Raw genomic sequence first — 21,600 nt, 5'->3', positions numbered from 1 at the left:
ACCGTACGCCAGCATTGGCAAACGTGACGCCTCGACCGCGTGCTCTGGTGACGGCTCCATTGCGTGGACCGGGGTTCGCCCAGCTCCGGCGGCTAGCCGACGTGGTATACGACCCGTGGATCGATCAGCGACCGCTGCGAATCTACAGCGCCGAGCAGCTAGCTGACCGGATCACCGCCGTCGCCGCCGATGTTCTTGTGGTGGAAAGTGACTCGGTCGGTGGCCCGGTGTTCGAGCGGGGGTTGCGGGTGGTCGCCGCCACCCGCGGGGATCCCAGCAACGTCGACATCCCCGGCGCCACCGCGGCCGGCATACCGGTGCTGCACACCCCGGCTCGCAACGCCGACGCTGTCGCCGAGATGACGGTGGCCCTGTTGCTGGCCGTCGCCCGGCACCTGATTCCCGCGGACGCAGATGTGCGGTCCGGCAACATCTTTCGCGACGGCACCATCCCCTATCAGCGGTTCCGCGGTGCCGAAATCGCCGGGCTGACTGCCGGGCTGGTGGGCCTGGGTGCCGTCGGTCGCGCGGTGCGCTGGAGGCTGTCCGGGCTGGGCCTGCGGGTCATCGCGCACGATCCTTACCGCGACGACGCCGGCCACAGCCTTGACGAGCTGCTGGCCGAGGCTGACATCGTCTCCATGCACGCGGCGGTCACCGACGACACGATCGGGATGATCGGTGCCCAGCAGTTCGCGGCCATGCGCGACGGTGCGGTGTTTCTCAACACCGCCCGGTCCCAGCTGCACGACACCGATGCGCTCGTCGACGCCCTGCGTGGCGGCAAGCTGGCCGCCGCCGGCCTGGACCACTTCACCGGTGAATGGCTGCCGACCGATCACCCTTTGGTGAGCATGCCCAATGTCGTCCTCACCCCCCACATCGGCGGGGCCACCTGGAACACCGAGGCCCGGCAGGCGCGGATGGTCGCCGACGACCTGGGCGCACTGCTGTCCGGCAACAGGCCCGCCCATGTCGTCAACCCGGAGGTATTGGGCTCATGAACTTCGTTGACGACCCGGAATCCGCGGTGCTGGCGGCCGCCAAGGACATGTTGCGTCGGGGCCTGGTCGAGGGGACCGCCGGAAATATCTCAGCCAGGCGCTCGGACGGCAACGTGGTCATCACGCCGTCCTCGGTCGACTACGCCGAGATGCTGCTCCACGATCTGGTGCTAGTCGACGCCGGCGGTGCGGTGCTGCACGCCAAGGACGGCCGGTCGCCGTCGACCGAACTAAACCTACACCTGGCGTGCTATCGCGCATTCGACGACATTGGCAGCGTGATCCACAGCCACCCGGTGTGGGCGACCATGTTCGCCGTCGCCCATGAGCCGATTCCCGCCTGCATCGACGAGTTCGCGATCTACTGCGGCGGGGACGTTCGCTGCACCGAGTACGCCGCGTCCGGTACACCCGAGGTCGGCCGCAACGCGGTGCGCGCGCTTGAGGGCCGCGCCGCCGCCCTGATCGCCAACCACGGCCTGGTGGCCGTGGGGCCCCGCCCCGACCAGGTGCTGCGCGTCACCGCCCTTGTTGAGCGCACCGCACAAATCGTTTGGGGTGCCCGCGCTCTCGGTGGACCGGTGCCAATTCCTGAGGACGTGTGCCGTAACTTCACGGGCGTCTACGGCTATCTGCGCGCGAATCCGCTCTAGCCGCACCGAGAGTGAATCGCACCACGCGACACGCCGAAAACCCATCGCGGTATTCACGCTCAACAGCCAGGACCCCCACGTGCGCCCCCTATGGCGGCACCCCGACGCCGCCGATCGCGCCAGCCTTTCCAAGTCGCGGAATTTGTCGCCTGTTGTTAACTTTACTAAGGAATTATCCCCGCTTTTTGAAGAGAGGCCGTGCATGACATACACCGGTTCCATCAGGTGCGAAGGGGACACCTGGGATCTGGCATCCAGCGTCGGGGCGACCGCCACGATGGTTGCGGCGGCTCGCGCGATGGCGACCCGCGCCGCCAACCCACTGATCAACGATCAGTTCGCTGAGCCGCTGGTCCGGGCGGTGGGGGTGGACGTTCTGACCCGGCTCGCGAGCGGGGAATTGACGGCCTCAGACATCGACGATCCGGAACGCCCGAATGCGTCCATGGTCCGTATGGCCGAACACCATGCCGTCCGCACCAAGTTCTTCGACGAGTTCTTCATGGATGCGACACGCGCGGGCATCAGGCAGGTCGTGATCCTGGCCTCAGGATTGGATTCCCGGGCATACCGGCTGGCCTGGCCCGCCCAGACCGTGGTGTATGAGATCGACCAACCGCAAGTCATGGGGTTCAAAACTCGCACACTCGCCGAACTGGGCGCCACGCCCACCGCCGACCGGCGCGTGGTCACCGCCGATTTGCGTGCGGATTGGCCCACCGCGTTGGGCGCGGCGGGATTCGACCCGACCCAGCCCACCGCGTGGAGCGCTGAAGGGTTGCTCCGCTACCTCCCGCCGGAAGCGCAGGACCGCTTGTTGGACAATGTCACCGCGCTCAGTGTGCCGGACAGCAGGTTTGCAACCGAGAGCATACGCAACTTCAAGCCGCATCATGAGGAACGGATGAGGGAGCGCATGACGATCCTCGCCAATCGTTGGCGCGCATACGGTTTCGATCTAGACATGAATGAGCTGGTGTACTTCGGCGACCGCAACGAGCCCGCCTCGTACCTATCCGACAATGGTTGGCTGCTGACCGAGATCAAATCCCAGGACCTGCTGACCGCCAACGGATTTCAACCGTTCGAGGACGAAGAAGTGCCGTTGCCTGATTTCTTCTATGTCAGCGCCAGGTTGCAACGGAAACACAGACAGTACCCAGCACACCGCAAGCCAGCACCTTCGTGGCGCCATACCGCTTGCCCCGTCAATGAACTGTCGAAATCGGCCGCCTACACGATGACTCGCAGTGATGCTCACCAGGCTTCGACGACTGCTCCACCGCCGCCAGGGCTTACCGGCTGAGTTGGCGGTCGCGTACACTGGCCGACCTCAGCGCTGCAGCGGCCGTCCCGGCACAATGAACTACGTCGCTGCGACCCGGACATAGGGCGCAGATGCCGCGCGCTCACGACGACAACTGGGATCTAGCCTCCAGCGTCGGGGCTACCGCGACCATGGTTGCTGCCGGACGCGCGTTGGCGACCAAGGATCCACGAGGTTTGATCAACGACCCGTTCGCCGAACCGCTGGTGCGCGCGGTCGGGCTGGATTTCTTCACCAAGTTGATCGACGGCGAGCTCGATATCGCGACGACCGGGAACCTTTCGCCGGGGCGGGCACAGGCGATGATCGACGGGATAGCGGTGCGCACCAAGTACTTCGACGACTACTTCCGCACTGCCACGGACGGCGGAGTGCGACAAGTGGTGATCCTGGCAGCCGGGTTGGACGCGCGCGCCTATCGGTTGCCGTGGCCGGCCGGCACCGTGGTCTACGAGATCGACCAACCACAGGTGATCGACTTCAAGACAACCACCTTGGCCGGCATCGGCGCCAAGCCCACCGCCATTCGGCGCACGGTGTACATCGACTTGCGCGCGGACTGGCCGGCGGCACTGCAAGCTGCCGGCCTGGACTCGACGGCACCGACAGCATGGTTGGCCGAAGGCATGCTGATCTACCTGCCGCCGGATCCCAGGACCGGTTGTTCGACAACAGCACCGAACTCAGTGTTGCGGGCAGCACGATCGCTACCGAACTTGTCCCGGGCATTGTGGATTTCGACGCAGGCCGGGTACGAGAAATGGCGGATTCGTTTCGCAAGCACGGCGTGGACATCGACATGGCGTCGCTGGTGTATTCTGGCGAACGCAGCCACGTCGTCGACTACCTGCGCGCCAAGGGCTGGGACGTTGAGGGCACAGTGCGGACCGACCTATTCAGGCGCAATGGTTTGCCCGTTCCCGCCCCACACGACGACGATCCGCTCGGCGAAATCATCTTCATCAGCGGTCGTTTGAACGGCTAGAGGCGCGACTCCCCCAGCCACAACACGCTGGCACCACTGAGAGTCTGTTCCACCTGCTCGACGATGCCGACGATCGAACGGGCAAGCAGCGCACCCATAGCATCCGGCAGCGATGCCGCTGCCGGTCGTGACGACGGACGCGGTCGCACCATGTCCCAGAGTGACGACCCCGGATAACTGACTATGCGAACCTCGGTGTCCTCATCTAGTCCGGCTAGCACCTTCGCGCGACGCACCGCGGTTCGAAGGCCGCCGAGTTCGTCGACCAGGCCGCGATCGAGAGCGTCGGCACCGGTCCAGACCCGGCCTCGCGCAACGACGTCCACGGCGTCGGTAGTCATCTTGCGGCCCTCGGCGACGCGTTCCACGAAGTCGCTGTAGAACAAGTCCGCCTCCGCCTCGCGATGGGCCTGCTGGTCCGGGGTGAAGGGTGCGTCGATCGACCAGGCATCGGCATTAGCGTTGGTGCGCACCGCATCCGACCCGACACCCAACCGGTCCTTGAGATCCCGAACCACCAGCTTTCCGGTGATCACACCGATCGACCCGGTGATGGTGCCCGGGTTGGCCACGATGGCGTCGGCACCCATCGACACGTAATAGCCACCGGAGGCGGCGACCGCACCCATCGACGCCACCACCGGTTTGCCACGGTCGCGGGCCCTGGCCACCTCACGCCAGATAGTCTCCGATGCGGTGACCGAGCCCCCCGGACTGTCGACCCGCAGCACTATCGCCGACACCGAATCGTCGGCGGCCACCTCCCGCAGCGCTGCCGCGATGGTGTCACCGCCGGCGCTCGACGGACCGAGCGGCAGAAACTGGGGCCCACCACGACCGTTGACGATCGGGCCTTCCAGGGTCACCACCGCGATCGTCGGCTTGGACCGGCGACCAGGAATCGATGGGACGGGGGGCGTCAGCCGTGGCCGGGCCGAACTGGCGTAGCGCGCCAGGTACATCCGCGGCGGCTTTTCGTCTGGGCTTGTTTGCGAGCCACTGGATTCCGGTGAACCTTTTTCCACACCAACCAATTCCGCCATACGGGCGTAGGCTTGGTCGCGAAATCCGATCCGGTCGATCAGACCGCAAGTCACGGCGTCGTCCCGCAATAGCGGAGCCCGGTCAGCCAGCTCATCAAGCGCATCGACGCCGATATTGCGCGACTTGGCGACCGCCTGCCACACCTGGTCCTGCAGACTGTCCAGCATCCGCGTGACCGCTTCGCGGTGGGCGTCTGTGAAGCCATCCTCGGTGAAAAGGTTTGCCGCCGACTTGTATTCGCCCCGGGCGACGAACTGGGCCTCGATGCCCGCCTTGTGCAGGGCGTCGCGCAGGAATGTGGCGTTGGTGGCGAAGCCGACCAGCCCCACACTCCCCGAGGGTTGCATCCAGACCTCACCGAACGCCGAAGCCAGATAGTAGGACAGGGTGCCCGGATAAGTTTCGGCCCAGGCCAGCGACGGCTTGACCGCACTGAAGGCCGCGATGGCCTCCCGCAGCTCCTGAACCGCCCCCGCCGGCGAGGGCGGAAGCTGCACGCGGGCTATCAGCCCGGCTACCCGGGGGTCCTCGGCGGCACGGTGGATCGCGGCGACCGCATCGCGCAGCGCCATCGGCCGCCCACCCCCGGTGAGCACCGTAAGAGGGTCGAAGCCCGTCGTCTCCGGCGGCACCGACCGCAGGTTGAATTCGAGCACGCAGCCGTTGGGTACACCGTGGTGGCGGGCGGTATCAACCCGGCCGACCAGGGCGCGTAGGTCCTCGACAACGGGAATGGAAGGCAGAAAGGCAACCATATTCACCCAGCGTACCCACCGGCCGCCAAGGGCCCGCGAGCAGACGCAAAAGCCCCCGAAAATGGGCATTTCGGGGGCATTTTGCGTCTGCTCGCCCGAAACTAGAGCTCGGTGGCTGAACCGCCCGCTGCGGTGATCTTCGCGCGCGCGCTGCCGCTGAACTTGTGCGCGGACACGTCGACCTTGGCGGTCAGCTTGCCGTCACCCAACACCTTGACCAGAGCGTTCTTGCGGACGGCCCCCTTGGCCACCAGGTCGTCCACGCCGACGGCACCACCCTGCGGAAACAGCCGGTTGATGTCGCCGACGTTGACAATTTCGTATTCGGTGCGAAACCGGTTACGGAAGCCCTTGAGCTTGGGCAGCCGCATGTGGATCGGCATCTGCCCGCCCTCGAAGGTCACCGGCACCTGCTTGCGGGCCCTGGTGCCCTTGGTGCCACGGCCGGCCGTCTTGCCCTTGGAGCCGTCACCTCGACCGACTCGGGTGCGGGCGGTCTTGGACCCCCGCGCGGGGCGCAGGTCATGCAGCTTGAGCGTCACTATGTCTTCCCTCCGGTCTGCGCGGGCTCAACCTCCACGAGGTGACGCACCACCGCGATCAGTCCGCGAGTCGCTGCGTTGTCTTCGCGGATCACCGAATGACGAATCCTTCGTAAGCCCAGAGTGCGCAGGCTCTCGCGCTGCTTCCAGCGTGCTCCGATGGTGCTGCGCACCTGGGTGATCTTCAGCTGTGACATGGCTATATCGTTCTATCCGGCAAAACGCTGGCGGCCAGCGCTTCACTTTTCCGACGCGCCTTCAGCATCCCGGCCGGGGCGACGTCCTCTATCGGCAAACCGCGGCGCGCCGCCACCTCCTCCGGACGCTGCAGCAGCTTGAGCGCGGCCACGGTGGCGTGCACCACATTGATCGCGTTGTCACTGCCCAGCGACTTGGCCAAGATGTCGTGCACCCCCGCACATTCCAGCACCGCGCGGGCCGCACCACCGGCGATCACACCGGTACCCGGGCTGGCCGGCCGTAGCAACACCACACCGGCGGCCGCCTCGCCCTGCACCGGGTGCGTGATGGTGCCGCCGATCAGCGGTACCCGGAAGAAGCTTTTGCGCGCCTCTTCGACGCCCTTGGCGATCGCGGCCGGTACTTCCTTGGCCTTGCCGTAGCCGACACCGACCATCCCGTTACCGTCGCCCACGATGACCAAAGCGGTGAAGCTGAAGCGCCGACCACCCTTGACCACCTTGGAGACGCGGTTGATGGCGACGACCCGCTCTAGATAGTTGCTCTTCTCGCCATCCCGTTCACGACTGCCGCGGCCGCTGTCGCGGCGCCGGCCCTCCCGATCACCCCGTGCGTCACGGTTGTCGGTAGTGCCTGCCTGTCCGGCCGGCTGCTCCGCCATTATGCGGTCCTCCCGTTCATCAGAAACTCAATCCGTTCTCGCGTGCGGCGTCGGCCAGCGCGGCGATTCGTCCGCCGTAGGTATACCCGCCGCGGTCGAATACCACGGTGTCGATGCCGGCGGCTTTGGCCCGCTCGGCGATCAACTGGCCGACCCGCACACTGCGGGCCTTTTTGTCACCCGGCACGCCGCGCACATCGGCCTCGATCGACGAAGCGGCGGCCACGGTGGTGCCGTTGAGGTCGTTCACCAGTTGCACGTGGATGTGCCGCGCGGACCGATGCACCACCAGCCGCGGGCGCTCCGCGGTGCCCGAGAGCTTCTTCCGCAGCCGCGTGTGCCGGCGCAGGCGGGAGATTCGTCGAGTCGCGGAAACTGATTGCGCCATGGCTACTTACCTGTCTTTCCGACCTTGCGGCGGATCTGCTCGCCCTCGTAGCGCACGCCCTTGCCCTTGTACGGATCGGGACGGCGAAGACGGCGGATATTGGCGGCGATCTGGCCGACTTTTTGTTTGTCGATCCCGGAAACGGTGAACTTCGTCGGTGCCTGGACGGCGAACGTGATTCCTTCGGGAGCCTCGATCACCACCGGGTGGCTGTACCCCAGCGCAAACTCCAGATTGGAGCCCTTGAGCTGCACCCGATAGCCAACCCCGAAGATCTCCATCTTGGTGGTGTACCCCTGCGTCACGCCAGTGACCAGGTTGGACACCAGGGTACGGGACAGCCCGTGTAAGGAGCGATTACGCCGCTCATCGTCGGGACGGGTGACCACGATAGCGCCGTCGTCATTGCGTGCCACTTTGATTGGCTCGGCGACCGTCAGTCCTAGGGTGCCCTTGGGCCCCTTAACCGAGATGCTCTGTCCCTCGATCGTGACGTCGACCCCGGCGGGCACCGGAATCGGCTGCTTACCAATACGCGACATGGTTGCTTCCTCTCACCACACTCTCACCAGACATATGCGAGGACTTCGCCGCCCACGCCCTGTCTAGCTGCCTGCCGGTCAGTCAGCAGGCCCGAGGAGGTCGAGATGATCGCCACGCCCAGGCCGCCGAGCACCCGCGGCAGATTGGTGGATTTCGCGTACACCCGCAGGCCGGGCTTGGACACCCGCCGCAACCCGGCGATGCTGCGCTCCCGGCTAGGGCCGTACTTGAGCTGGATAACCAGCGATTTACCGACCCGAGCGTCCTCGGTTCGGAAGTCGCTGATGTACCCCTCGTTCTTGAGAATCTGCGCGATGTTGGCCTTGAGCTTGGAGTGCGGCAAGCTGACCTCGTCGTGATACGCCGAGTTGGCGTTACGCAGACGGGTCAAAAAGTCTGCGATCGGGTCCGTCATCGTCATCGAGCGCTACTCCTCCTCATCGCTTGCGCTCTGCATCGTCGTCAGCGCGGTCATCGAGCGCTACTCCTCCTCATCGCTTGCGGCCCCCTCGCCGCTGCGCGTCTGGGGGTACCCCCACTGCATCGTCGTCAGCGCGGTCATATGTTCTAGTCCCCGTGTCCCGTTACCAGCTGCTCTTCTGCACGCCGGGCAACTCACCCGCGTGCGCCATCTCGCGCAGGCAAATCCTGCACAGCCCGAACTTGCGGTAGACCGCACGCGGGCGGCCGCACTTGCTGCAACGGGTGTAGGCGCGCACGGCAAACCTCGGTTTGCCTGCGGCCTTGTTGACCAGTGCCTTCTTCGCCATCTGCTCAGTTCTCCTTGAAGGGAAAGCCGAGGGCCCGCAACAGCGCTCGGCCTTCGTCGTCGGTCGCCGCGGAAGTGACGACGTTGATGTCCATGCCACGGACCCGGTCAATCTTGTCCACGTCAACCTCGTGGAATACCGCCTGCTCGGCCAGCCCGAAGGTGTAGTTGCCCACACCGTCGAACTGTTTGGGCGAAAGCCCACGGAAGTCACGGATGCGTGGCAGTGCGATCGACGTGAGCCGGTCAAGGAACTCCCACATCCGGTCACCGCGCAGCGTGACTCGGACGCCCACCGGCATGCCCTCACGCAATTTGAACTGCGCGATGGACTTGCGCGCCCGGCGGACTTCCGGCTTCTGCCCGGTGATCAGCGCCAAATCGTTGACCGCCCCGTTGATCAACTTGGCGTCCCGGGCGGCCTCGCCGACACCCATGTTGACGACGACTTTCGTCACCGTCGGGATCTGCATGACATTGCCGTAGCCGAACTGCTTGCGCAGCGCATCCCGAATCTCACTGCGGTAGCGCTCCTTGAGGCGCGGCTGAACCTTCTGTGCAGTGGTCATCAAATGTCCTTGCCGTTGCGCTTGGAGATACGGACGCGCTTGCCGGTCTCCTCGTCGACCCGATAGCCGATTCGGGTGGGCTTGCCGTCGGAGTCAACCACCATCACGTTGGAGACATGGATCGGCGCTTCCTGGGTGACGATCCCACCCGAACGCGCGCCCCGCTGGGTGGTCGAGATCGCGGTGTGCTTCTTGATCCGGTTGACACCCTCGACCAATACCCGGTTGCGGTCCGGATACGCCTGCAAGACTTTGCCCTTGGCCCCTTTATCTTTGCCCGAAATCACCAGCACGGTGTCGCCTTTGTGGACCTTCATCTACAACACCTCCGGGGCCAGCGAAATGATCTTCATAAACCGCTTCTCCCGCAGCTCGCGACCGACCGGTCCAAAAATGCGGGTGCCGCGCGGGTCGTTGTCGGGCTTGATGATCACCGCGGCGTTCTCGTCGAACTTGATGTAGCTGCCGTCGGGACGTCGGCGTTCCTTGACTGTGCGCACCACGACGGCCTTGACGACATCCCCCCGCTTAACGTTGCCGCCCGGAATGGCGTCCTTCACGGTGGCCACGATGACGTCACCGATGCCGGCGTAGCGTCGCGACGAACCGCCCAGCACCCGGATGCACAAGATCTCCTTGGCGCCGGTGTTGTCGGCGACCTTCAGCCGCGATTCCTGCTGAATCACTAGATCTCCTGACCTGGTTGACGTGTGCACGGTAGGAGGAGCCAGCCAGGACCATCCCTGACGTGCGCGGTCTTTGTCGCCGACGGGCACGCGGGGCCGACCAAGCAAAGCTTATGCGCGCCGGCCGAGGTCTGCTCACGGCAACCCCTGAAGTTTAGGGGACGACCTACTCAGCGCAAAATTTCGCTAATGTGAGTCCGCCCCACCAGGGCAGATCAACCCATGTCGATCATGATCTACCCGGATACCGGATTGGCGGTAGCGCCCACGATCGTCGAGATCTCCGCCTGAATCATCGGATAGCTGATCCGGCGTCAACGCGTTTTGAGTTCACCGCGCAACAGCCGCCAGGCCGGCCCGCAGCGAGCCGATCTCGTCGGGCCGCATGGGCCCCAATCGTATCGTTGGACACCGCGCTAGCGCCTGTTTATGAAATCCAGCGGAAACCCTCCGGACGCGTCGACAGAAGCCATCTGACGCCCGCCTTAGTCCGATTCTCGGTACCAGGCGACGATGTACACCACCATCGCCGCCGCCAGCGCTATGAGCACCCAGATCACAACGGCCCGGTCAATCCACGCACCCGCCGGCGGCGAGCCCGGGAGAATAGTGCGCAGCGGCACGACAGCGAACAACATCGCGGCGTACCAAGTGCCGAACGGTGGTTGGAATTTTCTGCGGCCGGTAATCATCTGGATGGCCACGAACAAGGCCAACGTCGGCAATGTGATCAGCACCAGGCAGATGCCCAGGTCGAAAACCAGCGGACCCTTGGCCCTCTTCAGGGTGATGATGACATTGTCCGGGCGATCAGAGGTTTGGCTGCTTTCCCCGACGCGGACGGCGCTGATGTCCCAGCCTTCCAGCGATCCGGTCACTTCGACCCGGGCGGGTACGTATTGACGGTTGTCGCCAGCGCCGACGAGCACATCGGCCTGGACCGTATCGGTGGTGTATGTATCGAATGGCCAGGCGCCCGGGTTGCCGTGCGCCTCGATCGTGGTCGCTACTTGCGCGGGCAGCTTTCCTACCGGGTACTGCAGATCTCCGAGTTCGTTCTCCGGATACAACCGCACCGAGGTGTCCGTAGTCAACACTTGGAGGCGATGGTCGATCATCGAATCGTCGGGCAGCACCAGCACTTTCACATCGAGGCGATTTGCCACAGTGTGCAGCTCCTCGAAGCGGATCAAAACCACGGTGTCGTCAGTCGTGCCCACGTCCGGCTGCGGAAGCGGACCCGGTGTGTGGGCCAACCAGTCGTAGCCGAGCAGCGAAAAGACGTAGGCAATGAGAACACCCAGGATGATGCAGACATCGAGCACGAGGTGCTTTCGCCGCGACATGTGTTTGTGTTCTGGCGAGGCTCCCGCGTCTGAACCCGCCTGCGACGCCGGCCCACCTGTTGGTGGGTCGCTACCGGCCATCGGTCATCACCGGATAACCCACTGCCCCAGTCCTGCCCCGGGAAGCGACACGGAGTCAGATGGTAGCAACCGGCGTCATTGCTGGCGAGCAACTGGTTTGGGGGGCTTGGCTTTTTGGGGCAACCGGACCAGCGAGGGCGTGTGTTTGTACAGCGACACGCCGTTGGGGCCGTACAACTGCGCGCGCCCACGCCCAGCCAGGCCCGCTCCGGTAGTCGAATTCATGCGTAGCCCCCGGGAGTGACTCGTCGCGCCGACTGACGCCCTGCTGGGTGTGCAGTTCCTCATGCGAAGTTGGCACTACCCGGACACCGGGTCGGCCACGCACCGGAACCCGATATGGGTGGTCGCGGTGTCCTGCGACTGCGGCGAGCGCGCCGCCGGGCGGTAGCGGTGGCAGTACTCCGGCGCGCACAGGTGCGAGCCGCCCTTGAGGGTCTGGCTGATCGTCGGGTCGGCGGCTGTAGCGAGCTTGACCGGTGCGCAGCAGGCCGTCGAGGGTGGATCGATGCGATGGTGTGGATAGAACTCGGTGGTGGTCCACTCCCAAACGTTTCCGATCATGTCGAGCAAGCCAAACCCGTTGGCCGGAAACCTGCCCACCGGGGAGGTTCCCACCCAGCCCAATGCACCGTCGTTGCGGTAAGGAAACCGGCCCTGCCAGGTGTTCGCCATGAGCATGCCCCCCGGCTTCTCCTGGTCGCCCCACGCATAGGTTGCCGTGGTTCCGCCACGGGCCGCGTACTCCCACTCGGCCTCGGTCGGTAGGCGTCGACCAGCCCATCGTGCGTAGGCCACGGCGTCCGGATAGGCCACCTGTACGACCGGGTGGCCGGCTCGGTCGGCGATATCGCTGTCCCGGCCAAACGGATGGCGCCAGCAGGCGCCAGGTACCCAGTCCCACCATTGCCGCCAGTCACGCAGGTCGACCGGCCCGGCCGTCGGACAAAACACCATCGCACCGGGACACAGGTCTGCTGCGTCCACTCCTGGGTAGAGCCCGGGGTCAAGGGGTTGTTCTGCAACCGTCACATAGCCTGTCGCGGAGACGAATTCGGCAAATTGCGCGTTGGTCACCGGGTGTCGCTCTACCGCAAAGGCGCGCACGGTCACGGTATGAATCGGCGCTTCTTCGGGGTAGAAGCGCGTCGAGCCCATGCGGAACGATCCGCCGGGCAGGTCAACCAACTCGGTCAGCACGACTTCAGCGTATGCCGACCACGCCGTCCCGCGTCACAGCAGACCGCTCAGTCACGCGAAAAAGCAAGCGCAAGATCGGATTCCACATCTTCGAACGGTCGGCCTGACACGTCGACGGTGACCTGGGTGATGGTACCGCCGGTGAACGCGAACGGCGCTTCGTAGTGGCTGGACACAGCCGAACCGCCGTTGCGGCCAACGCTGATAGCGGCGCCGGCCAACCCGAACGTTCCAGGGTGGGTCAGCACATTGGTCAGGGCGCCGACCAGGTTCTCGTCGAAGAACAGCTCAAGATCGCCCACCGGCGTGTGACTGTTGGGCACGGTTCCGGTCCGCAAATAACGAACCCCGAGTAGATGTCTTCCCGACGGGACCGGACCCGACGAGCTGACCAGCTGCTGGCGCTCACCGAGGAAGTTGTAGACGTAGTGCAAGCGTCCGTCCCGGACGAACAGCACGTGCCCGCCATGGGCGCCGCCGTGCTTGAACAGCACGCCCTCGGCGCCGGTGGTATCGATGGTCACATCGGCCAGCACGGCGAACGAGCGCCCGCGAATCTCTACGGCCGCGCCGATGCCGACGTCAGCGCAGTCGGGATAGTAGACGTAGCTGGCTCGTTCGCTGACCAGGTAAGGCCGCGACCGAGTCATCGTTTCCAGGAGGTTCAGATCGGCCAGCGGCAGCCCGTTGTACTTGGCGGCTTCGGAGAACCACAGCGCCTTGAGCTCCTCAAGTTTGTCGGGATGCTCGGCGGCCAGGTCGTGGCACTGGCTGCGGTCTGCTGCGATGTGGAACAGTTCCCAGCGGTCAGCGTTGAAATTCGACCAGCCGGCGGGCGTGGCCGCGTGAATGGTGTTGGCGAACCAACCTTCATGCCAGATCCCGCGGGTGCCCAGCATGGTGTAGAACTGGGTGGTCTTGCCGGTGTCGGCGGCCGGGTCGGCAAGGGCCGCTATGAAGCTCACGCCGTCCATCGGTTTCTGCGGAATCCCCTTGACGGTCCCCGGCGGTGTCATGCCCAACAGGTCGTAGACGGTGGGCGTGATGTCGCTGACATTGACGTAGTTGTCGCGGATTTCACCGTGTGCGGCAATGCCGTTGGGCCAGGAGATGATTGCCGGGTCGGCAATGCCGCCTTCATGCGAGGCGTAGCGCTTGAACAGCTTGTAGGGGGTGTTGAAGGCCATTGCCCACCCGATGGGGTAGTGGTTGTAGGTCTGCGGGCCACCGAGGTGGTCGAAGAGCTTCATGCTTTCAGCGACGGTGTCGATGTAGCCGTTGAAGAACTTGCCTTCGTTGACCGATCCGTTGGGTCCGCCCTCGCCGCTGGCGCCGTTGTCGGAGATCACCACGATGATGGTGTTGTCCAGCTGGCCGGATTCCTCGAGGTAGTCCAGGATCCGTCCGATCTGGGCGTCGGTGTAGCTCAGAAAGCCGGCGAACACCTCGGCCATCCGGCAAAACAGCTTCTTTTCTTCATCGCTCAGCGAGTCCCACGGCCGCACCGTGTCCTGCAGCGGCCAGGTCTCGCCGTTTGGCCCCGGCACATCCAGATAAGGGTTTATGGGCGACAGTTCGGTGTCGGGTGGCACGATCCCTAGCGCCTTTTGCCTTTCCAGCACGATCTCGCGATAGCGCTCATACCCCATGTCGAATCGGCCGGCGTATCTGTCCGCCCATTCCTTGAAGACGTGGTGCGGCGCATGCCCGGCGCCTGGGCACACGTAGCTGAACCACGGCTTGTCGGGCGCGATCACCTTGGCATCACGAATGAACTCGATCGTCTTGTCGGCGATGTCTTTTGACAGGTGGTAGCCACCCTCGGGTGTGCCGGGAGGACTCACTGGGTGGTTGTCGTATACCAGGTCGGGATACCACTGGTCGGTCTCCCCGCCTAGGAATCCGTAGAACCGCTCGAACCCACGCGAGGTCGGCCAGTGCCGCTTCGTCGACGCCATATTGGATTCTTCGAGTGGCGTCAGGTGCCACTTGCCCACACAGTAGGTGTTGTAGCCATGTTCGGCCAGCACCTCTGGGAGCAACGCGGTGTCAGCCGGGATCCGCCCGTTGCAGTTGGGGAACCCGTCGGTGAACTCTTCGATGGTAGCCATGCCTACGGTGGTGGCGTTGCGACCGGTCAGCAGCGACGCCCGGGTCGGCGAGCACAGTGCGGTGGTGTGAAATTGCGACAGTCGCACGCCACGCTCGGCGACGCGCGTCATCGCGGGCATCTCGACCAGGCCGCCAAAGCAGTCCCAGGTCGCGATGCCGACGTCGTCCCAGACCAGATACAGGATGTTTGGTGAGTGCTCCGGTGCCACCGGCGCTGCGTATGGGCCCCAATCCGGCTCCGAATCACGAATATCCAGCTCGATGGTGCCGTTGAACGCCTCGGTGGCCTCGGGTGCCATAAGCCAGCCTCACTTCCCCGTGGAGTTAATGAACGGTTGTGTACACTACACGCACAGGGTAGGAATCAGCTGAGGATTTCCGCACTGACGCCGCGCTGGTTGGGCGAGCAGTCGCAAAAGCCCCCGCACGCCGCGCGTGTCGGGGGCTTTTGCGACTGCTCGTCAGGCTTACTTAGCCTTCTCGAGGATCTCGACGAGCCACCAGCGCTTGGTCGCCGACAGCGGACGCGTCTCCATCAGCGAGACACGGTCGCCAATGCCGGCAACGCTGTCTTCGTCGTGTGCCTTGACCTTCTTAGTGGTCCGGATGATCTTGCCGTATAGCGGGTGCCGCATGCGGTCTTCCAGCTCCACCACAATGGTCTTCTGCATTTTGTCGCTCACCACATAGCCGATTCGTGTCTTGCGGCGGCCGCGTGGCTTCGGAGTACGCGGAGTGTGCTTGGGCCCCTTAACGTTTGCCGCGTTGGCCGCACCTATGGCCTCAGCGTCGTTGGGTGCGGCCTTCTTGGGGGCCGCCTTGGCGGCCTTAGCCACCCTAGGCGCCGCCTTCGCGCCGGTCTTAGCCTCTGCCATCACGATTCCTTACCATCGGGCCCAGTCGCCAGACCCAGTTCTCGTTCGCGCAGCACGGTGTAGATGCGCGCGATTTCCTGACGCACCGTACGGAGCCGGCGGTTATTGTTGAGCTGGCCGGTCGCCATCTGGAAACGCAAGTTGAACAACTCTTCCTTGGACTCGCGCAACCGCTCGGCCAGCTCCTCGTCGGTGAGCTCACGCAGTTCGCCCGGCGAGACACCCACTGCCATCAGAACTGCTCCTCTCGAGTAATAATGCGTGCCTTGATCGGCAGCTTGTGGATCGCTCGGGTGAGCGCGGCCCGGGCGACACCTTCATTGGGGTAACTGAGCTCGAACAGCACCCGGCCCGGCTTAACGTTGGCTACCCACCACTCCGGCGAGCCCTTGCCCGAACCCATGCGGGTTTCGGCGGGCTTCTTGGTCAGCGGGCGGTCAGGGAAGATGTTGATCCAAACCTTGCCGCCACGCTTGATGTGCCGGTTGATGGCGATACGCGCCGATTCGATCTGCCGGTTGGTGACATAGGCGTGCTCAAGGGCCTGAATGCCGTAGTCGCCGAAGTTCACCGTGGTGCCGCCGCTGGCGATGCCGCGCTGGCGAGGATGGTGCTGCTTGCGATGTTTAACCTTACGGGGAATCAACATGATTCAGCTCTCCGTGCTCTGCGCTTCAACGGGCGCTGCGGCGTCAGGCGCGGCCTCTTCGCCACCCGCGGCCCGACCCGCGTCGGTACCGGTCGCCGTGGTGCCCGAAGCACCGCTGCGACGGGGGCGCGTGCCCGACGGCCGCTCACGGCGCGGACGGTCGGCGCCCGCTGGCGCGGCGGCAGCCAATTCACGTTTGCCGCCCACGATGTCACCCTTGTAGATCCACACCTTCACACCGATCCGGCCGAAGGTGGTCTTGGCCTCGTATAGGCCGTAGTCGATATCTGCCCGCAAGGTGTGCAGCGGGACGCGGCCCTCGCGGTAGAACTCCGAGCGGCTCATTTCCGCGCCGCCGAGGCGGCCCGAGCACTGCACCCGGATTCCCTTGACGTTGGGCTGACGCATCGCCGACTGGATCGCCTTGCGCATTGCGCGGCGGAACGCCACCCGGTTGCTCAACTGCTCGGCTACCCCCTGGGCCACTAATTGCGCTTGCGACTCCGGGTTTTTGACCTCCAGGATGTTGAGCTGGACCTGCTTGCCGGTCAGCTTTTCCAGGTCGGCACGAATCCGGTCGGCCTCGGTCCCACGCCGACCAATGACGATGCCCGGACGCGCGGTGTGAATGTCCACCCGGACCCGGTCGCGGGTCCGCTCGATCTCTACATCGGCGATCCCAGCACGCTCTAGGCCACTGGACAGCAGCCGGCGGATCGCCACGTCCTCCTTGACGTACTCGGCATACTGCTTGTCGGCATACCAGCGCGACTTCCAGTCGGTGGTGATGCCCAGCCGGAAGCCATGCGGATTGATCTTTTGGCCCACTAGTCTGAGCCTCCCTTCGCTGCAGAAGTCTCAGAAGCCTTGGCGGGCGCCTTCTTGGCGGGCGCTTTCTTTGCGGGTGTCTTCTTAACGCCGGAACTGGCGGGTGCCTTCTTGGCGGGCGCTTTGGCGGCCGCTTTCTTGGCCGGCGCCGTAGCCCCGACCTTGCTGGCGGCCTTGCTGGCCTCGGTGCGGCGGGCCCGCGACGATTTCGCCGACCGTTGATCTTTGGCCGGCCGGCTTTCCACCACCACCGTGATGTGGCTAGTGCGCCGGCGGATGCGGAACGCGCGGCCCTGGGCGCGCGGACGGATGCGCTTGGCGGTCGGTCCCTGGTCGGCGTACACGGTGGCCACCACCAAGGTTGCCGGGTCCAGCCCGCCGTTGTTTTGCGCGTTGGCCGCCGCACTGGCGATCACTTTGGCCACCGGACCGCTGGCGGCCTGCGGCGCCCAGCGCAGGATGTCGAGCGCGTCTGACACCGACCTGCCACGCACCAGATCGATCACCCGGCGCGCCTTTCTTGGCGACACCCGCACAAATCGGGCCTTGGCGACCGCCGAGGGATACTCGGTAGCCTTAGTAGCCGCAGTCATCGCCGCTTGCTCTTTCGGTCGTCTTTAATGTGGCCCTTGAAGGTGCGTGTCGGCGCGAACTCACCAAGTTTGTGGCCCACCATCGATTCGGTGACGAACACGGGGACGTGCTTGCGGCCGTCGTGCACCGCAAAGGTATGGCCGATGAAGTCCGGAATGATGGTCGACCGACGCGACCAGGTCTTGATGACCTGCTTGGTGTTCTTCTCGTTCTGGACATCGACCTTCTTGAGCAGATGCTCGTCGACGAACGGGCCCTTCTTCAGGCTGCGTGGCATGGTTGGCTACTCCTGAAACTCCCTAGATCTGATTGCGCGGCTAACGCGAGTGCTTCTTGCCGGTGCGCCGGCGTCGGACGATGAACTTGTTGCTCGACTTGTTCGCATTGCGGGTACGCCCCTCAGGCTTGCCCCACGGGCTAACCGGGTGACGGCCGCCGGAGGTCTTACCCTCACCACCGCCGTGCGGGTGGTCGACCGGGTTCATCACCACGCCCCGGACCGACGGGCGCTTGCCCTTCCACCGCATCCGACCGGCCTTGCCCCAGTTGATGTTTGCCTGCTCGGCATTGCCCACTTCGCCGACGGTCGCGCGGCAGCGGACGTCGACCCGGCGGATCTCACCGCTGGGCATACGCAGCGACGCGTAGCTGGCCTCCTTGCCGAGCAGCTGGATGCTCGACCCGGCCGAGCGCGCAAGCTTAGCGCCACCTCCCGGGCGGAGCTCCACGGCGTGGATCAAGGTACCGGCCGGGATGTTGCGCAATGGCAGGTTGTTGCCCGGCTTGATGTCGGCGTTAGCGCCGGATTCCACCACATCCCCTTGCGAAAGTCCGTTGGGTGCAATGATGTAGCGCTTCTCCCCATCGAGATAGTGGAGCAACGCAATCCGTGCGGTACGGTTCGGGTCGTACTCGATGTGCGCGACCTTGGCGTTGACACCATCTTTGTCATTGCGGCGAAAGTCGATCATCCGGTAAGCGCGCTTATGACCGCCGCCTTTGTGCCGGGTGGTAATCCGGCCATGCGCGTTGCGTCCACCGCGACCGTGCAGCGGGCGCACCAGCGACTTCTCCGGGGTTGACCGGGTGATCTCGGCGAAATCAGATACGCTGGCGCCGCGACGACCAGGCGTCGTGGGCTTGTACTTGCGAATTGCCATGTCTAATCAGGTCTTTCTCTCACGCTCTCGTCGCCGGGCTAGGCCGCATTGCCCTGCTCCTCCTCATCGCTTCGCTCTGCATCGTCGCCGGGCTAGGCCGCATTGCCCTGCTCCTCCTCATCGCTTCGCTCTGCATCGTCGCCGGGCTAGGCCGCATTGCCCTGCTCCTCCTCATCGCTTCGCTCTGCATCGTCGCCGGGCTAGGCCGCATTGCCCTGCTCCTCCTCATCGCTTCGCTCTGCATCGTCGCCGGGCTAGGCCGGTGCCCCGAACAGGTCGATCGGCCTGCTGCCCGGCGCCAGGGTGACGATGGCGCGCTTGGTGCTCTTGCGCTTGCCGTATCCGGTCCGGGTGCGTTTACGCTTGCCCTGCCGGTTCGCGGTGTTCACCGATGCGACCTTGACGGCAAAAATCTTCTCGACGGCGATCTTGATCTGCGTCTTGTTGGAATCCGGGCGCACCAAAAACGTGTACACGTTGTCATCCAGCAACCCATAGGATTTCTCCGAGATCACCGGGGCCAGGATGATGTCGCGGGGGTCAGCGAGCGTCGCCATCAGGCCGAAACCTCCTCGGACGTCGTGGTGTTGGCCGCGATATAGGCATTCAGCGCCTCAACGCTGAACACCACGTCGTCGGCACGCAGCACGTCATAGGTGTTGAGCTGGTCCGGCGCCAGGATGTGCACGCCCGGCAGATTGCGCACGCTTTTCGCGCCGGCCTCGTCGCTGCGCCCGATGACCACCAGCACCTGTTTACGTTCTGTCAGGCTGGCCAGAAATGCCCTGGCGCTCTTGGTCGACGGGTTTTGACCTTCCACTAGCTCGGTGATCGCGTGGATACGCCCGTTGCGGGCCCGGTCGGACAGCGCCCCGCGCAGCGCCGCGGCGATCATCTTCTTGGGTGTGCGCTGGCTGTAGTCGCGCGGCTTGGGACCGTGTACCACGCCACCGCCGGTGAACTGCGGCGCCCGCGTCGAGCCCTGCCGGGCACGACCGGTCCCCTTCTGCCGGTAGGGCTTGCGGCCACCGCCACTGACCTCGCCGCGCGTCTTCGTCGAGTGGGTACCCTGGCGTGCCGCCGCCCGCTGGGCGGTGACCACCTGGTGCATCAGCGCGATGTTGGCCGGGACGTCGAACAGCTCGGCCGGCAGCTCGATAGCGCCGTCGACCTTGCCCGCCGGCGTCTTGACGTCGATTTTGAGTGTCTTCTGCTCTTGCGCAGCCATCACTTCTCACCTCGTTTGATCGCACTGCGGACCATGACCAGTCCACCGGTGCGGCCAGGAACCGCACCCTTGATCAGCAGCACGCCGTTCTCGGCATCGACCTTATGCACCAAAAGGTTAAGAACGGTCACCCGGTCATTGCCCATCCGCCCGGCCATCCGGGTGCCCTTGAACACCCGCGCCGGCGTGGCACATCCGCCGATGGAGCCCGGACGGCGGTGCACCGCCTGGGCACCGTGACTGGCGCCCTGACCGCGGAAGCCGTGCCGCTTCATGGTGCCGGCGAGACCTTTGCCCTTGGAGGTACCCGTCACATCGACGTAGCTGCCATCGGCGAAGATCTCCGCGGTCAACTCTTGCCCAACCTGGTACTCGGTCGCGGCATCCGAGTCGTCCAGCCGCAGCTCCGCCAGGTATCGGCGTGGGTTGACGCCGGCGGCGGTGTACTGACCTGTCAGCGGCTTGTTGACCTTGCGTGGGCTGATCTCGCCATAGGCCAGCTGCACGGCGCTATAACCGTCGCGTTCGGGCGTGCGGATGCGGGTTACCACGTTGGGCCCGGCCTTGACCACGGTCACCGGTACTACTCTGTTGCTTTCGTCGAATACCTGCGTCATACCCAGCTTGGTACCGAGAATGCCCTTTCGTGCCATTGCTCTGTCCAATCTCCTACTGGATGTTGACGTCGACGCTGGCCGGAAGGTCGATGCGCATGAGCGCGTCAACGGTCTTCGGCGTGGGATCGATGATGTCGATCAACCGCTTGTGTGTGCGCATCTCGAAGTGCTCCCGCGAGTCCTTGTACTTATGCGGTGAGCGGATGACGCAATACACGTTCTTCTCAGTCGGTAGCGGCACCGGCCCTACGACGCTGGCACCGGTGCGGACGACGGTTTCGACGATCTTGCGCGCCGAAGCGTCAATGGCCTCATGGTCGTAGGCCTTCAGCCTGATGCGGATCTTCTGTCCCGCCACGCTTCTCCTACCTCACTCCCACTCGAGCCCGTATCCGGGTCCGGTGCTCCCCGGCGCGCCGATCGACCCGGTCCTTCTGGACCGATCTAGCGTTGCGCCGAATACTGCGCCGCTGTTTACCTGTCGTAGTTCCACCGGCCCCGCGCTCGGGCGTGTCGCCCGCACACAGCCTTGTCGCGATCAATTTCAAGGCCGAAATCGTCGCGCTTCAAGGGTGGGACCGGACGCGCCCGTGTGGGCGCTGGTCGTATGCCCGGCCAGACGCAAACCTGGCGCAGGGCAACCTGAACAGTATGCCCCAGATCACCGCTTCGGCCAAATCGCCGCTGGCTCGGGTGCAGCGGCGGGCGGCCGGTTGCTATCGGCACCTGACCCGGCACTGACAACACACACCCTTGACTCGACAGTCGAGTACAGGGTTCGGA

29 protein-coding genes and 1 pseudogene are annotated in these 21,600 nt (G+C 64.7%); 5 read left to right on the top strand and 25 right to left on the bottom strand.

Going from position 1 to position 21,600, the window contains the following annotated elements; genetic code table 11:
• The first annotated feature begins 23 nt into the window (after positions 1-23).
• The 4 genes and pseudogenes from serA to FF952_RS03840 all read left to right on the top strand — a co-directional run bounded on the left by serA (position 24) and on the right by FF952_RS03840 (position 3,969).
• Entirely contained in the window at positions 24-1,004 is a 981-nt protein-coding gene (serA, locus tag FF952_RS03855) for a D-3-phosphoglycerate dehydrogenase SerA (protein ID WP_003403698.1), read from the top strand.
• On the top strand, positions 1,001-1,657 hold the full coding sequence (locus FF952_RS03850; protein ID WP_003403695.1) for an L-fuculose-phosphate aldolase: 657 nt from the start codon (positions 1,001-1,003) through the stop codon (positions 1,655-1,657). The genes serA and FF952_RS03850 overlap by 4 nt, the downstream gene beginning before the upstream one ends.
• Positions 1,658-1,859: 202 nt before the next feature.
• The gene (locus FF952_RS03845) at positions 1,860-2,963 is read left to right on the top strand and encodes a class I SAM-dependent methyltransferase (RefSeq protein ID WP_003903146.1); all 1,104 of its coding nucleotides are present in this window, start codon (positions 1,860-1,862) and stop codon (positions 2,961-2,963) included.
• A gap of 92 nt (positions 2,964-3,055) precedes the next feature.
• Positions 3,056-3,969 (top strand): annotated as a pseudogene (locus FF952_RS03840) (class I SAM-dependent methyltransferase).
• Here FF952_RS03840 and sppA read toward each other — a convergent pair.
• The 25 genes from sppA to rpsJ form a co-directional block, all read right to left on the bottom strand.
• Positions 3,966-5,768 (bottom strand): signal peptide peptidase SppA, encoded by a 1,803-nt coding sequence (sppA, locus tag FF952_RS03835; protein WP_003403686.1) that lies wholly within the window; start codon positions 5,766-5,768, stop codon positions 3,966-3,968. The pseudogene FF952_RS03840 and the gene sppA sit on opposite strands and share 4 nt — an antisense overlap.
• A gap of 101 nt (positions 5,769-5,869) precedes the next feature.
• The gene (rplO, locus tag FF952_RS03830) at positions 5,870-6,310 is read right to left on the bottom strand and encodes a 50S ribosomal protein L15 (RefSeq protein ID WP_003403685.1); all 441 of its coding nucleotides are present in this window, start codon (positions 6,308-6,310) and stop codon (positions 5,870-5,872) included.
• Positions 6,310-6,507 carry a 50S ribosomal protein L30 gene (gene rpmD, locus FF952_RS03825; RefSeq protein WP_003403683.1) on the bottom strand — a complete coding sequence of 66 codons (198 nt, stop codon included), beginning with the start codon at positions 6,505-6,507 and terminating at the stop codon, positions 6,310-6,312. The genes rplO and rpmD overlap by 1 nt, the downstream gene beginning before the upstream one ends.
• A gap of 2 nt (positions 6,508-6,509) precedes the next feature.
• Positions 6,510-7,172 (bottom strand): 30S ribosomal protein S5, encoded by a 663-nt coding sequence (rpsE, locus tag FF952_RS03820; protein WP_003403680.1) that lies wholly within the window; start codon positions 7,170-7,172, stop codon positions 6,510-6,512.
• Positions 7,173-7,191: 19 nt separating this feature from the next.
• Entirely contained in the window at positions 7,192-7,560 is a 369-nt protein-coding gene (rplR, locus tag FF952_RS03815) for a 50S ribosomal protein L18 (RefSeq protein ID WP_003403677.1), read from the bottom strand.
• Positions 7,561-7,562: 2 nt separating this feature from the next.
• Positions 7,563-8,102, bottom strand: a complete 540-nt coding sequence (gene rplF, locus FF952_RS03810) for a 50S ribosomal protein L6 (RefSeq protein ID WP_003403673.1) — start codon at positions 8,100-8,102, stop codon at positions 7,563-7,565.
• 23 nt (positions 8,103-8,125) lie between these two features.
• Positions 8,126-8,524 carry a 30S ribosomal protein S8 gene (gene rpsH / locus FF952_RS03805; RefSeq protein ID WP_003403669.1) on the bottom strand — a complete coding sequence of 133 codons (399 nt, stop codon included), beginning with the start codon at positions 8,522-8,524 and terminating at the stop codon, positions 8,126-8,128.
• A gap of 163 nt (positions 8,525-8,687) precedes the next feature.
• Positions 8,688-8,873 carry a type Z 30S ribosomal protein S14 gene (locus tag FF952_RS03800; protein WP_003403667.1) on the bottom strand — a complete coding sequence of 62 codons (186 nt, stop codon included), beginning with the start codon at positions 8,871-8,873 and terminating at the stop codon, positions 8,688-8,690.
• Positions 8,874-8,877: 4 nt separating this feature from the next.
• Positions 8,878-9,441 (bottom strand): 50S ribosomal protein L5, encoded by a 564-nt coding sequence (gene rplE / locus FF952_RS03795; RefSeq protein ID WP_003403660.1) that lies wholly within the window; start codon positions 9,439-9,441, stop codon positions 8,878-8,880.
• The gene (gene rplX, locus FF952_RS03790; protein WP_003403654.1) at positions 9,441-9,758 is read right to left on the bottom strand and encodes a 50S ribosomal protein L24; all 318 of its coding nucleotides are present in this window, start codon (positions 9,756-9,758) and stop codon (positions 9,441-9,443) included. The genes rplE and rplX overlap by 1 nt, the downstream gene beginning before the upstream one ends.
• On the bottom strand, positions 9,759-10,127 hold the full coding sequence (rplN, locus tag FF952_RS03785) for a 50S ribosomal protein L14 (RefSeq protein ID WP_003403649.1): 369 nt from the start codon (positions 10,125-10,127) through the stop codon (positions 9,759-9,761).
• Between the two features lie 485 nt (positions 10,128-10,612).
• Positions 10,613-11,554 carry a DUF4436 domain-containing protein gene (locus tag FF952_RS03780; protein ID WP_003898562.1) on the bottom strand — a complete coding sequence of 314 codons (942 nt, stop codon included), beginning with the start codon at positions 11,552-11,554 and terminating at the stop codon, positions 10,613-10,615.
• 300 nt (positions 11,555-11,854) lie between these two features.
• Positions 11,855-12,754, bottom strand: coding sequence for a formylglycine-generating enzyme family protein (locus tag FF952_RS03775; protein WP_003403610.1), 900 nt, complete (start codon positions 12,752-12,754; stop codon positions 11,855-11,857).
• Between the two features lie 47 nt (positions 12,755-12,801).
• Complete coding sequence (gene atsA, locus FF952_RS03770; protein ID WP_003898561.1) at positions 12,802-15,165, bottom strand: arylsulfatase AtsA; 2,364 nt, start codon at positions 15,163-15,165, stop codon at positions 12,802-12,804.
• Between the two features lie 168 nt (positions 15,166-15,333).
• Positions 15,334-15,744 (bottom strand): 30S ribosomal protein S17, encoded by a 411-nt coding sequence (gene rpsQ, locus FF952_RS03765; RefSeq protein ID WP_015631209.1) that lies wholly within the window; start codon positions 15,742-15,744, stop codon positions 15,334-15,336.
• Positions 15,741-15,974, bottom strand: coding sequence for a 50S ribosomal protein L29 (rpmC, locus tag FF952_RS03760; protein WP_003403594.1), 234 nt, complete (start codon positions 15,972-15,974; stop codon positions 15,741-15,743). Before rpmC ends, rpsQ begins: the two co-directional genes overlap by 4 nt.
• Positions 15,974-16,390 carry a 50S ribosomal protein L16 gene (rplP, locus tag FF952_RS03755; protein ID WP_003403592.1) on the bottom strand — a complete coding sequence of 139 codons (417 nt, stop codon included), beginning with the start codon at positions 16,388-16,390 and terminating at the stop codon, positions 15,974-15,976. Before rplP ends, rpmC begins: the two co-directional genes overlap by 1 nt.
• Before the next feature lie 3 nt (positions 16,391-16,393).
• Positions 16,394-17,218, bottom strand: a complete 825-nt coding sequence (gene rpsC / locus FF952_RS03750) for a 30S ribosomal protein S3 (protein ID WP_003403590.1) — start codon at positions 17,216-17,218, stop codon at positions 16,394-16,396.
• Entirely contained in the window at positions 17,218-17,811 is a 594-nt protein-coding gene (gene rplV, locus FF952_RS03745; RefSeq protein ID WP_003403587.1) for a 50S ribosomal protein L22, read from the bottom strand. The genes rpsC and rplV overlap by 1 nt, the downstream gene beginning before the upstream one ends.
• Positions 17,808-18,089, bottom strand: coding sequence for a 30S ribosomal protein S19 (gene rpsS, locus FF952_RS03740; RefSeq protein WP_003403584.1), 282 nt, complete (start codon positions 18,087-18,089; stop codon positions 17,808-17,810). The genes rplV and rpsS overlap by 4 nt, the downstream gene beginning before the upstream one ends.
• A gap of 40 nt (positions 18,090-18,129) precedes the next feature.
• Positions 18,130-18,972 (bottom strand): 50S ribosomal protein L2, encoded by an 843-nt coding sequence (gene rplB / locus FF952_RS03735; RefSeq protein ID WP_003403582.1) that lies wholly within the window; start codon positions 18,970-18,972, stop codon positions 18,130-18,132.
• A gap of 254 nt (positions 18,973-19,226) precedes the next feature.
• Complete coding sequence (rplW, locus tag FF952_RS03730) at positions 19,227-19,529, bottom strand: 50S ribosomal protein L23 (protein ID WP_003403581.1); 303 nt, start codon at positions 19,527-19,529, stop codon at positions 19,227-19,229.
• Entirely contained in the window at positions 19,529-20,200 is a 672-nt protein-coding gene (gene rplD, locus FF952_RS03725) for a 50S ribosomal protein L4 (protein ID WP_003403580.1), read from the bottom strand. Before rplD ends, rplW begins: the two co-directional genes overlap by 1 nt.
• Complete coding sequence (gene rplC / locus FF952_RS03720) at positions 20,200-20,853, bottom strand: 50S ribosomal protein L3 (RefSeq protein ID WP_244736136.1); 654 nt, start codon at positions 20,851-20,853, stop codon at positions 20,200-20,202. Before rplC ends, rplD begins: the two co-directional genes overlap by 1 nt.
• A gap of 16 nt (positions 20,854-20,869) precedes the next feature.
• Positions 20,870-21,175 (bottom strand): 30S ribosomal protein S10, encoded by a 306-nt coding sequence (rpsJ, locus tag FF952_RS03715; RefSeq protein ID WP_003403578.1) that lies wholly within the window; start codon positions 21,173-21,175, stop codon positions 20,870-20,872.
• Between the two features lie 152 nt (positions 21,176-21,327).
• Here rpsJ and FF952_RS03710 point away from each other — a divergent pair, with 152 nt between their 5' ends.
• The gene (locus FF952_RS03710) at positions 21,328-21,558 is read left to right on the top strand and encodes a hypothetical protein (RefSeq protein ID WP_003403573.1); all 231 of its coding nucleotides are present in this window, start codon (positions 21,328-21,330) and stop codon (positions 21,556-21,558) included.
• The last annotated feature ends 42 nt before the right edge of the window (positions 21,559-21,600 follow it).

Source organism: Mycobacterium tuberculosis complex sp. N0072, from assembly GCF_030323725.1.
GTDB classification, from domain to species: Bacteria; Actinomycetota; Actinomycetes; order Mycobacteriales; family Mycobacteriaceae; genus Mycobacterium; species Mycobacterium tuberculosis.
The sequence above is the reverse complement of the archived record's forward strand: the minus strand, read 5'-3'. Positions and strand labels throughout refer to the sequence as shown.